Source organism: Streptomyces sp. NPDC045287, from assembly GCF_056432325.1.
The window spans coordinates 477,224-492,404 of record NZ_JBWKJG010000003.1 but is presented as its reverse complement, the minus strand read 5'-3'; the positions used below and the strand labels follow the sequence as shown (position 1 = coordinate 492,404).

General features: G+C 73.6%; 14 protein-coding genes. 8 read left to right on the top strand and 6 right to left on the bottom strand.

Annotated elements, in window-relative coordinates:
- Positions 1-195 precede the first annotated feature (195 nt).
- The 6 genes from AC07D6_RS08110 to AC07D6_RS08085 all read left to right on the top strand — a co-directional run bounded on the left by AC07D6_RS08110 (position 196) and on the right by AC07D6_RS08085 (position 6,619).
- Positions 196-1,161: an SPFH domain-containing protein gene (locus AC07D6_RS08110; RefSeq protein ID WP_479042931.1), complete on the top strand. Its 966-nt coding sequence runs from the start codon at positions 196-198 to the stop codon at positions 1,159-1,161.
- Positions 1,158-1,511, top strand: coding sequence for a type II toxin-antitoxin system antitoxin (locus AC07D6_RS08105; RefSeq protein WP_479042929.1), 354 nt, complete (start codon positions 1,158-1,160; stop codon positions 1,509-1,511). Before AC07D6_RS08110 ends, AC07D6_RS08105 begins: the two co-directional genes overlap by 4 nt.
- 279 nt (positions 1,512-1,790) lie before the next feature.
- Complete coding sequence (locus AC07D6_RS08100) at positions 1,791-2,753, top strand: endonuclease/exonuclease/phosphatase family protein (protein ID WP_479042982.1); 963 nt, start codon at positions 1,791-1,793, stop codon at positions 2,751-2,753.
- 85 nt (positions 2,754-2,838) lie between these two features.
- Positions 2,839-3,372 (top strand): PadR family transcriptional regulator, encoded by a 534-nt coding sequence (locus AC07D6_RS08095; RefSeq protein ID WP_315879747.1) that lies wholly within the window; start codon positions 2,839-2,841, stop codon positions 3,370-3,372.
- Positions 3,369-4,085 carry an ABC transporter ATP-binding protein gene (locus AC07D6_RS08090; protein WP_479042928.1) on the top strand — a complete coding sequence of 239 codons (717 nt, stop codon included), beginning with the start codon at positions 3,369-3,371 and terminating at the stop codon, positions 4,083-4,085. Before AC07D6_RS08095 ends, AC07D6_RS08090 begins: the two co-directional genes overlap by 4 nt.
- A 182-nt stretch (positions 4,086-4,267) precedes the next feature.
- Complete coding sequence (locus tag AC07D6_RS08085; RefSeq protein ID WP_479042926.1) at positions 4,268-6,619, top strand: FtsX-like permease family protein; 2,352 nt, start codon at positions 4,268-4,270, stop codon at positions 6,617-6,619.
- A gap of 160 nt (positions 6,620-6,779) precedes the next feature.
- Here AC07D6_RS08085 and AC07D6_RS08080 read toward each other — a convergent pair whose 3' ends face one another.
- Positions 6,780-7,748, bottom strand: coding sequence for a hydrogen peroxide-inducible genes activator (locus AC07D6_RS08080; protein WP_391653880.1), 969 nt, complete (start codon positions 7,746-7,748; stop codon positions 6,780-6,782).
- 130 nt (positions 7,749-7,878) lie between these two features.
- Here AC07D6_RS08080 and AC07D6_RS08075 point away from each other — a divergent pair, with 130 nt between their 5' ends.
- Positions 7,879-8,433 carry a peroxiredoxin gene (locus AC07D6_RS08075; RefSeq protein WP_479042924.1) on the top strand — a complete coding sequence of 185 codons (555 nt, stop codon included), beginning with the start codon at positions 7,879-7,881 and terminating at the stop codon, positions 8,431-8,433.
- 23 nt (positions 8,434-8,456) lie between these two features.
- Positions 8,457-8,996, top strand: a complete 540-nt coding sequence (locus tag AC07D6_RS08070) for an alkyl hydroperoxide reductase (protein ID WP_315879751.1) — start codon at positions 8,457-8,459, stop codon at positions 8,994-8,996.
- A gap of 283 nt (positions 8,997-9,279) precedes the next feature.
- Here AC07D6_RS08070 and AC07D6_RS08065 read toward each other — a convergent pair whose 3' ends face one another.
- From AC07D6_RS08065 to AC07D6_RS08045, 5 genes are all read right to left on the bottom strand, one after another.
- Entirely contained in the window at positions 9,280-10,074 is a 795-nt protein-coding gene (locus AC07D6_RS08065) for a hypothetical protein (RefSeq protein WP_479042921.1), read from the bottom strand.
- Positions 10,071-11,465 (bottom strand): AI-2E family transporter, encoded by a 1,395-nt coding sequence (locus tag AC07D6_RS08060; protein WP_479042919.1) that lies wholly within the window; start codon positions 11,463-11,465, stop codon positions 10,071-10,073. The genes AC07D6_RS08065 and AC07D6_RS08060 overlap by 4 nt, the downstream gene beginning before the upstream one ends.
- Positions 11,466-11,564: 99 nt before the next feature.
- Complete coding sequence (locus AC07D6_RS08055; RefSeq protein ID WP_315879754.1) at positions 11,565-12,284, bottom strand: aggregation-promoting factor C-terminal-like domain-containing protein; 720 nt, start codon at positions 12,282-12,284, stop codon at positions 11,565-11,567.
- A gap of 454 nt (positions 12,285-12,738) precedes the next feature.
- A complete protein-coding gene (locus AC07D6_RS08050) occupies positions 12,739-14,061 on the bottom strand; it encodes a PhoH family protein (RefSeq protein WP_315879755.1) in 1,323 nt (440 codons plus the stop codon).
- Between the two features lie 343 nt (positions 14,062-14,404).
- Positions 14,405-15,166 (bottom strand): isoprenyl transferase, encoded by a 762-nt coding sequence (locus AC07D6_RS08045; protein ID WP_315879756.1) that lies wholly within the window; start codon positions 15,164-15,166, stop codon positions 14,405-14,407.
- Positions 15,167-15,181: the final 15 nt, after the last annotated feature.

The window sequence follows — 15,181 nt, the reverse complement described above, 5'->3', positions numbered from 1 at the left end:
GTCGTTCACGTCCGGATCAGCTCAGCAAGCTAACCCGCCGCGGGCGACAGAGACCAACGGATCCCGTCTTTTCCGAACGTGACAATCAGCACCCGTCCCGCGAGGAACTGACTCACAGGGGGTGGACAAGGTTGCGAAGAACATTAAAGTGATATCACTTTGCTTCACCGGAGAGAGCACGAGAACGGGGGGACCATGTCCACGACCACGAAGACGACCGCGCCCGGCGGTACGGCGGGGGACGCGACGCCACCGAGGACGCCGCAGCCGCAGGTGCGGGAGTTCGCGGCGTACAGCGTCGGCGGCGGGCTGGCGCTGCTGTCGGGCCTGATCGGGCTCGCGGCGGGGGTGTGCCTCGTCGTCGCGGGGGCGGCGGTCGCCGAGGAGACGTCGACGGCCGCGCGGGTCGGGCTGATCGCGCTCGGCGTCCTGGTGGGCCTGGGGGCGCTGCTCGCGATGTGCGGGCTCAACATGGTGGCGCCCGGCGAGGCCCGCGTCGTCCAGTTGTTCGGCCGCTACCGGGGCACGGTCCGCGCGGACGGGCTGCGCTGGGTGAACCCGCTGACCTCGCGGGTGGCGATCTCGACGCGCGTGCGGAACCACGAGACGGCGGTCCTGAAGGTCAACGACGCGTACGGCAACCCGATCGAGCTGGCCGCGGTCGTCGTGTGGCGGGTGGAGGACACGGCGCAGGCCATGTTCGAGGTGGACGACTTCGAGCAGTTCGTGTCCACGCAGACGGAGGCGGCGGTCCGGCACATCGCGATCGAGTACCCGTACGACGCGCACGACGAGGAGGGCCTGTCGCTGCGCGGCGACGCCGAGGAGATCACCGAGAAGCTCGCGGCCGAGCTCCACGCGCGCGTGGCGGCGGCGGGCGTCCGCATCATCGAGTCGCGGTTCACGCACCTCGCGTACGCTCCGGAGATCGCCTCGGCGATGCTCCAGCGGCAGCAGGCCGGAGCCATGGTGGCGGCCCGCCAGAAGATCGTGGAGGGTGCGGTCGGCATGGTCGAGGCGGCGCTGGACCGGATCGCGGAGCGCGACATCGTGGAACTGGACCCCGAGCGGAAGGCGGCGATGGTCTCCAACCTGATGGTGGTGCTGTGCGGTGACCGCTCGGCCCAGCCGGTCGTCAACGCGGGCACGCTCTACCAGTGACCGCCCGCCGCGAGCGCAAGCAGGTGCTCCTCCGCCTCGACCCGGCGGTGTACGAGGCGCTGGCGCGCTGGGCGTCGGACGAACTGCGCAGCGCGAACTCGCAGATCGAGTTCCTGCTGCGCAGGGCGCTGGCGGAGGCGGGCCGGCTGCCGTCCTCCCCGGCCCCCCTCCCCCGCCGCGGCCGCCCGCCCAGGCAGCAGCCGGAGGAGGGCCGCGCCGGGGCCGGGGACGAGGGCGAAGACGGAGCCGGGGCCAGGGGCGGGGGCAAGGGCCCGGCCGGGCGGCCACCGGAGGGCCGGACCGGGGACGAGGGTCCGGCCGGGCGGCCACCGGACGGGCCCGGGGCGTAGCGCCGATCCCGGCCGCCGCCCCGGGCCCGCGCCCCTCCGGCCACCGCCCCGGCGGCGCCGGGGAACCGGGGCGCGGGTCGGACGCGTCACCGTACGGCGGGGACGGACGCGCGAAGGGGGACGACGCGTCACCGTACGACGGGGCGCGGACACGCTAAGGGGCGGACGCGTCACCGTACGACGGGGCGCGGACACGCGAAGGGGGCCGACGCGTCACCGTACGGCGGGGACGGACGCGTGAAGGGGGCGGAGACGGGCGGCGACGGGGGCGATCGGGCGGTGCGGGGCGCGCGGTGGGGGCGGGACGGCCGGGGGCGTTCGGCCTGGTCCCGGGGGCGGGTGATCGCGGGGCTCGCCGCGCTGGTCGCCTGGCTGATCGTGTTCCACGCGACCGTGCCGGACCTGCCGGGCCGGCCGGGGAGCCTGCTGGAGACCTTCCTCCCGTGGCTCGGCCTGGCCGTGCCGGTGCTCGTGGCCGCCGCCCTGGTGCGCCGTTCGGCGACCGCGCTGCTCGCCGCGCTGCTGCCGGCCATGGCGTGGGGCGGGCACTTCGGGGTGCTGCTGGCGCCCGGCCCCGACGTACGGCACGGCCTCACGGTGGTGCAGCACAACGTCGGCGACGAGAACCCCGACCCGGCCGGTACGGCGCGGGCGCTGATGGCCCCCCGGCCGGACCTGATCGCACTGGAGGAGGTCACCCCGGCGGCGCTGCCCGCGTACCGGGCGGCGCTCTCGGCCCGGTACCCGCACCACGAGGTGCGCGGCACGGTCGGCCTCTGGTCGGCGCACCCCCTGACGGACGCGCGGGCCCTGGACATCCGGCCCCGAGGCGTGGACGCCGGGTGGCGGCGCGGGCTGCGGGCCACGGCGGCGACCCCGCGCGGCGACATCGCCGTGTACGTGGCGCACCTGCCGTCCGTACGGCTCAGCCCGGAGCGCGGCTTCGACGCGGCCCGCCGGGACGAGAGCGCGGAGCTGCTCGGGGCCGCCCTGGCCGCCGAGCGGCTGGACCGGGTGGTCCTGCTGGGCGACCTGAACGGCACCGTCGACGACCGGGGCCTCTCCCCCCTGACCTCGCGCCTCGACACGGCGGGCACGGGGCTGGCGTTCAGTTGGCCGGCGTCGGCGCCCCTCGCCCGCATCGACCAGGTCATGGCCCGCCGCGCCGAGGTCGTCCACGTCTGGACGCTGCCCGCGACCGGTTCCGACCACCTGCCGGTCGCCGCCCGCCTCGCGTACTAGCCCGGCCCGGGCAGCCCCGGGCAGGCGGGGGTACCGAACAGGACAGCTATGCACCCTGCGTATACACACTATGTATAGTGGCGCCATGTCCATCGGTCACACCCTCCTCGGGCTCCTGGAGTCCGGGCCGCGCCACGGCTACGACCTCAAGCGCGCCTTCGACGAGAAGTTCGGCCACGACCGGCCGCTGCACTACGGCCAGGTCTACTCGACCATGTCCCGCCTGTTGAGGAACGGGCTCGTGGAGGTCGACGCCGTCGAGCCGGGCGACGGCCCCGAACGGAAGCGCTACGCGATCACCGAGGCCGGCGTCACCGACGTCGAACAGTGGCTGACCAGCCCGGAGAAGCCCGAGCCGTACCTCCAGTCGACGCTCTACACGAAGGTCGTGCTCGCCCTGCTCACCGGGCGCAGCGCCACCGACCTGCTGGACGCCCAGCGCACCGAGCACCTGCGGCTGATGCGGGAGCTGACCCGCCGCAAGAAGGGCGGCGACCTGGCCGACCAGTTGATCTGCGACCACGCGCTGTTCCACCTGGAAGCCGATCTTCGCTGGCTGGAACTGACCGCGGCCCGCCTCGACCAGCTCGCCGCGACGGTGCGGGGGACGGCTGGATGACGACGCCCGTACCGAACCGGTCGGTCCGCGGGGCGGCGGGGCCGCTGCTGCGCGCCGAGGACCTCCACAAGGCGTACGGGCCGACCACCGCGCTGGCCGGGGCGTCCTTCACGGCCCGCGCCGGGGAGGTCGTCGCCGTCATGGGCCCGTCCGGCTCCGGCAAGTCGACGCTGCTGCACTGCCTCGCCGGGATCGTCCGCCCCGACGCGGGCACCGTCGTGTACGACGGGCGGGAGCTCACCGCCCTGTCGGATGCCGGGCGGAGCGCGCTGCGCCGCGGCGACTTCGGGTTCGTGTTCCAGTTCGGGCAGCTCGTGCCGGAGTTGACGTGCGTGGAGAACGTGGCCCTGCCGCTGCGCCTCGCCGGTGAGCGCCGCAAGGCCGCCGAGCACAGGGCGCTGGAGTGGCTGGAGCGCCTGGAGGCCGCCGACGTGGGTGGCAAGCGGCCCGGCGAGGTCTCCGGCGGCCAGGGCCAGCGCGTCGCCGTCGCCCGCGCCCTGGTCACCGCGCCGCGCGTGGTCTTCGCCGACGAGCCGACCGGCGCCCTCGACTCCCTCAACGGCGAGCGGGTGCTGGAGCTGCTGACCGACGCCGCCCGGGACACCGGTGCGGCCGTCGTCCTCGTCACGCACGAGGCGCGCGTCGCCGCGTACGCGGACCGCGAGGTCGTCGTCCGCGACGGCAGGGTGCGGGACACGGCGGGCGCGGCATGAGCGCGGCGACCGAAGGGCGCGGAATACGCGACGGACACGGCGAGCACGACGGGCGTGACGGACGCGGGCATGACGGACGTGACGGGCACGGTGTGCGCGGAGTACGCAGCGGACGTGACGAAAGCGACGGGCACGGCGGACGCGACGGGAACGACGGGAACGACGGATTCAACGGGCACGGTGTGCGCGGAGTACGCAGCGGACGCAAAGTGCGCGGCGTCCTGCGGGACTTCGCGTTCGGCGCGCGGTTCGCCGTCGCGGGCGGTCGCGCCGCCCGGGTCCGTACGGCCCTCACCGCGATCGGCGTCGGGCTGGGCGTGGCGCTGCTGTTCGTCGCCGCGTCCGTCCCGCAGATGCTGCAGAGCCGGGAGGACCGCACCGACGCGCGGCAGGCGTCCTTCGACACGGCGCCCGTCTCGGACCGCTCCTTCCTCCACACGGAGGTGTCCACGCTCTTCCGTACGGACACCGTCCACGGCGTGGCCCTGCGCCCCGACGGCCCCCGTGCCCCCGTGCCGCCCGGTGTCGCGAAACTGCCGGGGCCGGGTGAGATGGTCGTGTCGCCGGCGCTCGCCGAGCTGCTCGCCTCCCCCGGCGGGGCACTGTTGAAGGATCGCTTCCCGTACCGGATCGCCGGCACGATCGGCGACGCGGGCCTCGCCGGACCCAGTGAGCTCTTCCTGTACGTCCACGATCCCGGCGTCGCCGACGCGCCCCGGGTGTCCCGCGCCGACCACTTCGGACACGGGGAGGGCAAGCGGCCGCTGGACGCGACGCTCGTCCTCGTCGTGACGGTCGCCTGCGTGGTGCTGCTGCTGCCGGTGCTGGTGTACGTGGCGGTGGCGGTCCGCTTCGGCGGGGAGCGGCGCGACCGGCGGCTGGCCGCGCTGCGCCTGATGGGCGCCGACACCGCGATGACGCGGCGGATCGCGGCGGGCGAGGCGCTGGCCGGGGCGGTGCTCGGCCTGCTGCTGGGCGGGGTGTTCTTCCTGCTGGGCCGGCCGCTCGCGGGCCGCGTCACGGTGTGGGACGTCAACGCCTTCCCGGGCGACCTGGTGCCGGAGCCGGCGCTGGTGGCGGCCGTCGTGGTGGCGGTGCCGCTGTGCGCGGTCGCGGTGGCGCTGTTCGCGCTGCGCGGGATCGCGTTGGAGCCACTGGGTGTCGTACGGGGCGGGGCGCCCCGGCCGCGCCGGGTGTGGTGGCGGATGGTCCCGGTGGCCGCCGGGCTCGTCCTGCTGCTGGTGCCCGGGGAGCGGCTGGACGCCGTGTCCGCGCCGCTCGACACGTACCGGGTCGCCGCCGGAGCCGTCCTCGCGCTGACCGGGCTCACCGCGCTGCTGCCGTGGCTGGTCGAGGCGGCCGTGCGGCGGCTGCGCGGGGGGCCGCCGTCCTGGCAGCTCGCCACCCGCCGGCTCCAGACGGGCAGCGGCACCGCGGCCCGCGCGGTGAGCGGCATCGTCGTCGCGGCGGCCGGGGCGATCGCGCTGCAGATGGTGTTCGGCGCCGTGCAGAGCGACTTCATGAGGCCCACCACCATGGACGGGGCGCGCGCCCAACTCCAGATGTGGACCGCCGCGAAGGACAGCCGTGCGGCGGGCGCGCTGATCGACGGGGTGAAGGACGCCGAGGGGGTCGCCGGGGTCATCGCCACCATCGAGGGGGGCGCGCGGCGCCCGGGCCCGCCCCGCGCGGGTGAGGACTTCGCGCCGACGACCGCGCTGAAGGTCGGGGACTGCGCGTCGCTGCGGGAGTTGGGCGAGCTGCCGTCGTGTCGGGACGGCGACGTGTTCATCGCCCGGGCGCACGGGCTCGACGGGCCGCCGGACGACTACCTGGCCAAGACGGCCCGGCCGGGCGCCGTGGTCGACCTGCGCGACGAGGGGGAGCGGCCCGTCCTGTGGCGCATCCCGGAGTCGGCCCGGGTGGTGGAGGCGCGGCGCGACCCGATGGGGTGGATGCCGTTCGGGATCTACGCCACGCACGGCGCGCTGGACGCCGGGCTGCTGGAGGACCCGGAGGCGACGGCGATGGTACGGCTCGACCCGGCCGTGCCGGACGCGGCCGAGCACGCGCGGAACGCGGCCGCGCGGTTCGACCCGTTGATCCGGGTGGTGACCGTCCAGGACGTCGAGCGGGACCGGCAGTACACCAGCGTCCGAACCGGCGTGCTGGCGGCGGCGACGGCCACGATGGCGCTGATCGCGCTGTCGCTGCTGGTGTCGACGGTGGAACAGCTCCGCGAGCGGCGGCGATCGCTGTCCACGCTGGTCGCGTTCGGGACCCGGCGCGCCACGCTGGGGTGGTCGGTGCTGTGGCAGACGGCGGTGCCGGTCGCGCTGGGGATGGGCCTCGCCGTGGGCGGCGGGCTGCTGCTGGGCCTGGCGCTGGTACGGGGCCTGGGCAAAGCGGTGGCGGACTGGTGGGTGTTCCTGCCGGTCGCGGGCCTGGGCGCGGCACTGCTGCTGGGGGTCGCGCTGCTGAGCCTGCCGCCGCTGTGGCGCCTGATGCGCGCGGACGGGTTGCGCACCGAGTAGGCGCGCCCGGGGCGAACGGCGGGCGCCCGCCGGGCGGGCCGGGGCAGGCGCCCGCCCGGCCCATCCGGCCCCGGCCCTCCCGCCCAGTCCTCCTGCCCGACCCATCCGGCCCCGGCCCTGACCCGACCGATCTATCCGGCCCGGGCCCGCCCGCTCCGGCCTATCCGGCCCCGGCCGGGAGCACCCGTACCGGCAGGGACACCAGGGCCCCCCGCAGCGCCTCGGCGAGTTCCTCGAACTCGGCGGCCCGCGCCGCGCCGGTGCGCATCGCGAGGGCGATGCGGCGGGACGGGGCCGGATCCGCGAAACAGCCGGTCACCAGGCTCGGGTTGTGCCCGGTCTCGACCTTCACCGCCGTCCTCGGCAGCAGCGTCACCCCGAGTCCGCCCGCGACCAGTTGCACCAGCGTCGACAGCCCGGCCGCCGTCGTGGTGACCGCCGCGCCGTCCGTGCGCCCGGCCTCACGGCAGATGTCGAGGGCCTGGTCGCGCAGGCAGTGGCCCTCGTCGAGCAGCAGCAGGTGCAGGTCGCGCAGCGCGTCGCGCGGGATGTCGGTACGGCCGCCCAACCGGTGGCCCTCGGGGGTGACCAGGACGAAGTCCTCGTCGAACAGCGGGAGCTCGGTGACGCCGGGCACGCCCAGCGGCACGGCGAGCAGCAGCACGTCCAGCCGCCCCGCGGCCAGCCCCTCCAGCAGGGAGTACGTCTGCTCCTCGTGGACCTGGAGGTCCAGGTCCGGATAGCGGTCGTGGACGAGCCGCAGGACCGTCGGGAGCAGGTAGGGCGCGACGGTCGGGATCACGCCGAGGCGCAGCACGCCCGTGAACGGGGCCTGCACGGCCTCGGCCTCCTCCATCAGCTCGCTCACCGCGTCCAGCACCGCCTTGGCGCGGACGGCGAGCCGCTCCCCCGCCGGCGAGAGCAGCACCTTGCGCGTCGTACGCTCAAGGAGCTGGACACCGAGTGCCTCTTCGAGAGCCGAAACCGCGCCCGAAAGCGCGGGCTGGCTCATCCCTATCGCGGCGGCGGCATCCCGGAAGTGGAGATGCTCGGCCACGGCCGCGAAGGCCCTGAGCTGCGCCAGACTCGGCTGTTTTCCTTTTTGCGCGGGATGCGCGGGGGAGATCACTGATAACCGCCTTCGATCAACGTGACCCAGTCTAGCTATTTCACTGATCAATGCACGCCGTGCCATGCTGACGATCGTCCAGCCCCCACGGATGCCCCCACAAGGGCAATCCCCGCCACTAGGAGAGCGTGTGCTCACTGTCGGTGACCAGTTCCCCACGTACGACCTGACCGCTTGCGTGTCGCTGGAGAGCGGCAAGGAGTTCGAGCAGATCACCCACAAGTCCTACGAGGGCAAGTGGCGCGTGGTGTTCTTCTGGCCGAAGGACTTCACCTTCGTGTGCCCGACCGAGATCGCCGCGTTCGGCAAGCTGAACGACGAGTTCGCGGACCGCGACGCCCAGATCCTCGGCGTCTCCGGCGACTCGGAGTTCGTCCACCACGCCTGGCGCAAGGACCACGACGACCTGCGTGACCTGCCCTTCCCGATGCTCGCCGACTCCAAGCACGAGCTGATGCAGGCGTGCGGCGTCCAGGGCGAGGACGGCTTCGCGCAGCGCGCCGTCTTCGTCATCGACCCGAACAACGAGATCCAGTTCACCATGGTGACCGCCGGCTCCGTCGGCCGTAACCCCAAGGAGGTCCTGCGGGTCCTGGACGCCCTGCAGACCGACGAGCTGTGCCCGTGCAACTGGAGCAAGGGCGACGAGACCCTCGACCCGGTCAAGCTGCTGGCCGGCGAGTGACCAACCGGAACGAGTGAATCACCATGTCTCTTGACGCCCTGAAGTCCGCCGTACCGGACTACGCGAAGGACCTGAAGCTCAACCTCGGCTCGGTCATCGGCAACAGCGACCTCCCGCAGCAGCAGCTGTGGGGCACCGTCCTGGCGTGCGCGATCGCCTCGCGCTCCCCGAAGGTGCTGGCGGAGCTGGAGCCGGAGGCGAGGGAGAACCTCAAGCCGGAGGCGTACAACGCGGCCAAGTCCGCCGCCGCCATCATGGCGATGAACAACGTCTTCTACCGGACGCGCCACCTCCTCTCCGACCCGGAGTACGGCACGATGCGCGCCGGCCTGCGGATGAACGTCATCGGCAACCCCGGTGTGGAGAAGGTCGACTTCGAGCTGTGGTCGCTCGCCGTCTCCGCGATCAACGGCTGCGGCCAGTGCCTCGACTCGCACGAGCAGGTGCTCCGCAAGGCGGGCGTGGAGCGCGACACGATCCAGGAGGCGTTCAAGATCGCCGCGGTGATCCAGGCGGTCGGCGCGACGCTGGACGCGGAAGCGGTCCTGACCGCCGCCGAGTAATCGGCCGGCCCGGTACGCGAAGCGCGAAGGGCCCCACCGGCATCGGCCGGTGGGGCCCTTCCGCCGTACCGCGCCCTTCGCCGACGGTTCAGCGCGCTTCCGCCGTACGGCACTCCCCCGCCGCCCGGCGCCCTCCGTCGTCCCGCGCCGGGCACCATCCCACACCGGACGCCTCCCACGCCGGGCGCCACCCCACCCCGAGCGGCGTCATCCCGCGCGAGGCGCCATCCGCCCGTCCCGCACCCTCCGCCGTCCCGCGCAGGGCGCCGTCCCGCGCGGAGCGTCAACCCGCGTCGGGCGAGGGCGTGCCGGCGAGGTCGGACGGCGCCGGGGACCGGAGCCGCTCCATGAGCGCGCGCACGTCCTCGACCATGAACTCCTTCACCCCGTCGAGCGGCGCGTGCGTCGACTCGGCGGGCGGATCGCCCGTGTCGTCGAGGTACTCGTGGAGCGCGGTGCTGACGGAGAGCCCGATCACGGCGGGCCCGTCCAGGACGACGAGCTCGGCGTACGTCCCGCCGCTGACACTGAAGTACGCCTCGTCGCCCAGCCCCGGCACCGGCTCCGGGGCGGGCTCCCCCGGCACGGCGGCCCGGCCCTGCACCGCCTCGAATTCCGGTCCCGGATCGCTCTCCTTGTGCAGTTGGTACCGGAGGCTCGCGTCGTAGCCGGTCGGGGGCTCGCCCAACTGCACCGAGCAGTACGCCCGGTCGAGCACCGGGTGCTCGTACGTGTCGGCGCCGGTGGTGGCGCCGCGCTTGCCCAGGGCGGTGACCAGCGCCGACAGCGGTGCCTCCGCGCACAGGGCCTCGGTCGCGCGGTAGCCGCCGAGGTCCGGTCCGCGCGTCTGGTACGCGGTGAGGCCGGCCGCCCACAGCGCGGACGCGCCCAGCGCGCCGCCGAGCGCCCACAGCCAGGGCCGGCGGTACCGCGCCCCGCCCCGCCCGGGCACCGGGGCGCCGTCTGCGGGCCCGCCCGCGCCGGCGCCGTACGGGGCGCCGCCCTCCGGTCCGCGGGCCGGCGCCGCGCCGCGCGGCGGGTCGCCTTCGTCGTCGAGCAGTTCGGGTTCGGATATCACTCGGTCTCCGGCCGCTCGTGACCGCCGCCGCCCCCACCGCCCGGCGGGGGCGCGGGGGTGGGGGCGTGCGCGGCCGCGAGGCGGCGCAGGGCCTGCTCCTCGCTGTACGCGCGCAGGTACCCGACGACCGTGTTGGTGACGGCGACCAGCGGGACCGCGACGACCGCGCCGCCGATGCCCGCGACGAGGCCACCCGCCGAGACGGTCAGCACGACGGCCAGCGGGTGCACCCGTACGGCCCGGCCGAGGATGAACGGCTGGAGGACGTGTCCCTCGATCTGCTGCACCGCCAGCACGACGACGAGGACCATCAGCGCCGTGAACACGCCGTTGGTGACGAGCGCGACGACGACCGCGAGGGCGCCCGAGATCACCGCGCCCACCAGCGGAATGAAGGCGAAGAGGAAGATGAACACGCCCAGCGGGACCGCGAGCGGCACGTCGAGGAAGTAGATGCCCAGCCCGATGAAGATCGCGTCGATGAGGGCGACGATCACCGTGCCGCGCACGTACGCGGTGAGGGTGCGCCAGGCGCGCGGCCCGGCGCCCGCGACCCCCGGCCGGGCCTGGGCGGGTACCAGCTTGAGGAACCACTGCCAGACCTTCTTCCCGTCGTAGAGCAGGAAGAGGGTCGAGAACATCGCGAGCAGTATCCCGGTCATCACCTCGACCATGACGGTGACGCCGGTGAGGCCCGCGGAGGTGATCTCCTCGGTGTTGGTGCCGATCGTGTCGCTGAGGTTCTCGGCGATGTCGTTGATCTGACTCTCGGTCACGTGGAACGGGCTGTCCAGCGCCCAGCGCTTCAGCTCCTCGATGCCGTCCCGCACGCGCGCGGAGACGTTGCCGAGGTTGTCCATGACCTGCCACACGACGAACCAGCCGACGAGGCCCATGACGACGAAACCGAGGATGGCGGTGACCGCCGTGGCGAGCCCGCGCGGCAGCCCGATCCCCCGCAGCCGGCTCACGGTCGGCTGGAGCAGTGCGGTGATGAGCAGCGCGGCGACGAAGGCGAGGACCACCAGCTGCACCGTGCTGATGACCTTCATCACCACCCACAGCGTGCCCGCGAGGACGAGCAGCCGCCAGCCGGCCTCGGCGGCGACGCGCACCCCCCAGGGGACGGCGGCCGCGGGGTCGGGCCGGGCGGCGACGGCGGGCGCGTACGCGGGGGGCGCGGGGACGATGTCGGGCGCGTGGCTGTCGCCCGGCGCTCCCGTTCCGTGGGCGACCCCGGCGCCCGGCCTCCCCGGCGTGTCCCCGGCCGGGGACACGCCGATGGGGGCGTCGGCCTCCGCCTCGGCCCGCGCGCGGCGCTCCTCGAGCCGCTGTCCCACCCGGCTCAGTCCGGCACCCAGCCGGCCGAGCCACCCTGGCACTCTCGACATGATCTTCCCTGTTCCCCCGGGGTTGCGGTCTCCCGACCGTACACGCACGGAGCCCCTCGCCGTAGGACGGCGAGGGGCTCGGAAAGTCGGGCGCCGCTGTCAGTACCAGTGATTGGCCTGCCAGAACGACCAGGCGCCGCAGGGGCTGCCGTAGCGGTCGTTCATGTAGTTGAGGCCCCACTTGATCTGGGTGGCGGGGTTGGTCCGCCAGTCGGCGCCCGCGGAGGCCATCTTGGACCCGGGGAGCGCCTGGACCAGGCCGTACGCGCCGGACGAGGGGTTCTGGGCGCGGTAGTTCCAGCTCGACTCGTGGTCCACGATGTTGCTGAAGCACTGGAACTGGCCGCCCGGCACCATCTGACGGGCGATGGCCTGCACCTCGGCGACGGAGTACGAGGACTGGGCGGCGAAGGACGACGCGTCGCGGACCGCGTCGCGGCTGGCCCGCTCGCGCGCCTCGCGTGCTTCGCGGTCCTCGCGTTCCTTGCGCTCCTTCTCGGCCTTCTCCTCGGCGGCGGCCTTCTTCGCCTCGGCGTCCTTGGCCGCCTGGAGGCGCGCGGCCTCCCAGGCGGACTGCTGGGCGGCGGTGTCGGCCTCGGCGGCCTGCGCCTCGGCTTGCTGCGTCAGCGAGGCGACCTGGACCTGCGCCTGCTGCCCGGCGGGTATGTCGGCGAGGAGGGTCGCGTCGGCGGCGGTCGCCTCGAACTTCTCCGGCTGCGTCGCCTGCGGGTCGCCCGCGGCGACACCGACGACGGCGCCGACAGTGGTGACCGCGGTGGCCGACGCCACCGCGAATCCCCGGACCGAGATCCGGCTCACACGGTTTCCTTCCAGCATCGCCCGCACAGGTGACCTCGCGGGCGCGATCGTGCCCCTGGCACTGGTCCCCCCACTCGCTGGGTCACGGGGGACACGGGCCCGGTGGGCGACTCCCCTGGGGGAGCGCCGCGTGGTGCTCGGGCGGCATACGGCGGACGGCTGTTGAGTTGTGCTGCCACGGGTCCCTGGGGATGTGGCTGTGCCGTATGCGGGGCCTGACGGAAGCAAGACTCTGCCGGAAGGCGCGGACGCAAGGCAATTCTTCGCCGCGTGTGAAAGCTCACACCCGGTCCGTCATGGGAGTTTCGCCGAAAGGGGTGCGCAACGCGGCGCCGCCCGGCTACGCTCTCGCGCTTCACCGGGCGGCGCCCACGGATCCAACTCCGTTGTGTTCCTCTTGACTGGCGGCCGATCAGTTCGCGGTCACCCTGTGACCCCTCCCGTCCCCTCGTGCTCAGACGTGGACGTCTTCGAGCATTTCGGTCACCAGTGCGGCGATCTGGGAGCGCTCGGACCGGGCGAGCGTGACGTGCGCGAACAGCGGGTGCCCCTTCAGCTTCTCGACCACGGCGACGACCCCGTCGTACCGCCCCACCCGCAGGTTGTCCCGCTGGGCGACGTCATGCGTGAGGACGACACGGGAATTCGTCCCGATTCTGGACAACACGGTCAGCAGGACGTTGCGTTCGAGGGACTGCGCCTCGTCCACGATGACGAACGCGTCGTGCAGGGAGCGGCCGCGGATGTGGGTGAGCGGCAGGACCTCCAGCATGTCGCGGGCCGTGATCTCCTCGATGACCTCGCGCGACGTCACCGCGGACAGCGTGTCGAAGACGGCCTGCGCCCAGGGGTTCATCTTCTCGGCCTCGGTGCCCGGCAGGTAGCCCAGTTCCTGCCCGCCCACCGCGTACAGCGGGCGGAAGACCATCACCTTCTGGTGCTGGCGGCGCTCCAGGACGGCTTCGAGGCCGGCGCACAGCGCGAGCGCGGACTTGCCCGTGCCGGCCCGGCCGCCGAGCGACACGATGCCGACGTCCGGGTCGAGCAGCAGGTCCAGGGCGATGCGCTGCTCGGCGCTGCGGCCCCGGATGCCGAACGCCTCGCGGTCGCCGCGCACCAGCCGTACCGAGCCGTCGGCCGTGACCCGGCCGAGCGCCTTGCCGCGCTCGGACTGCAGGACGAGACCGGTGTGCACGGGCAGGTCGGCCGCGTCGGGCACGTACAGCGTCTCCTGGGTGTAGAGGAGGTCCACCTGTTCGGCGGAGAGCGGCAGCTCGCACATGCCGGTCCAGCCGGAGTCGGTGATGGCGAGCTCGGCGCGGTACTCCTCGGCGAGGAGTCCCACGGAGGACGCCTTGATGCGGAGCGGCAGGTCCTTGGAGACGACGGTGACGTCGTACCCCTCCGCCTGGAGGTTGCGCGCCACGGCGAGGACGCGCGAGTCGTTGTCCCCGAGGCGGTAACCGGCCGGGAGGAGGCCCGGGTCCGAGTGGTTGAGCTCCACGCGCAGGGTCCCGCCCAGGTCGCCCACGGGGATGGGGGCGTCGAGGCGGCCGTACCGTACGCGCAGGTCGTCCAGGAGGCGCAGCGCCTGGCGGGCGAAGTAGCCGAGCTCCGGGTGGTGTCTCTTGGCCTCCAGTTCCGTCACCACGACGACGGGCAGCACGACCTCGTGCTCCTCGAAGCGGGTCAGGGCGTTGGGGTCGGCCAGCAGGACGCTGGTGTCGAGGACGTAGGTGCGCCGGTCGTCGGGACGGCGCTTAGTGCTGGTCACCACGGAAGGACAGACCCCCTCTTTTAGAGGCGCATGAGGTCGGGTTGCGACTGCTGCGGCGTCGCGGTGGGACGGACCGGGATCGGGCCACGATGCACGGGCCGTGTCTCCGGCCCTCCGCTCCGACCGCGGACCGGTGCCGCGCGGTTGTCCTGGCGCAAGGGGCCTCCCGGGCGAGCGGGCTCCGTACCGCTCACTCTGCAAGGGATATGCCCCTGTTGCCACCGGGCCATGCCCGTGGCGCCCTTGGCATATGACACCCCGTCCGGCGGGACGTGCCGGAGCCGGGCCGCGTCCTTCGACGGCCCGGCTCGGAAAGGGGTCGCGGGGCGTCCGCCCCGGTGGGTCAGGTGCCGTAGCGGCGGTGGCGGGCGGCGTAGTCGCGCAGCGCCCGCAGGAAGTCGACCTTGCGGAAGGCCGGCCAGTGGACCTCGCAGAAGTAGTACTCGGAGTGCGCGCTCTGCCAGAGCATGAAGCCGGACAGCCGCTGCTCGCCGCTGGTGCGGATCACCAGGTCCGGGTCGGGCTGGCCGCGCGTGTAGAGGTGCTCGGCGATCATGTCGATGTCGACGATCTCGGCGAGCTCCTCGAAGGAGGTGCCCTTCTCGGCGTGGTCGAGCAGCAGGGAGCGCACCGCGTCGGCGATCTCCTGGCGCCCGCCGTAGCCGACGGCGACGTTGACGAGTATCCCGTCGATGTGCCGCGTCGACTCCTGGGCCTCCTTGAGGACCGACTGCGTGCGCGACGGCAGCAGGTCCATCGTGCCCACGTGGTGGACGCGCCAGCGGCCGTCCGCCGCGATGCTGCGGACCGCGTCCTCGATGATGCCGAGGAGCGGCACCAACTGCTCCTCGGGGCGGTTCAGGTTGTCGGTGGAGAGCATCCAGAGCGTGACGACCTCGACGTCCGTCTCCGTGCACCAGCCGAGCAGCTCCATGATCTTGCTGGCCCCGGCCTTGTGGCCCTGCTCGGGGGTGCCGCCGGACGCCTTCGCCCAGCGCCGGTTCCCGTCGAGGATGACGCCGATGTGCTTGGGCACCTGGGCGTGGTCGAGGCGGCCCTCCACCCGGCGCGCGTAGAGCCTGTACACCAGGTCGCGCAAGTTCACCGATCTCACCTCTCG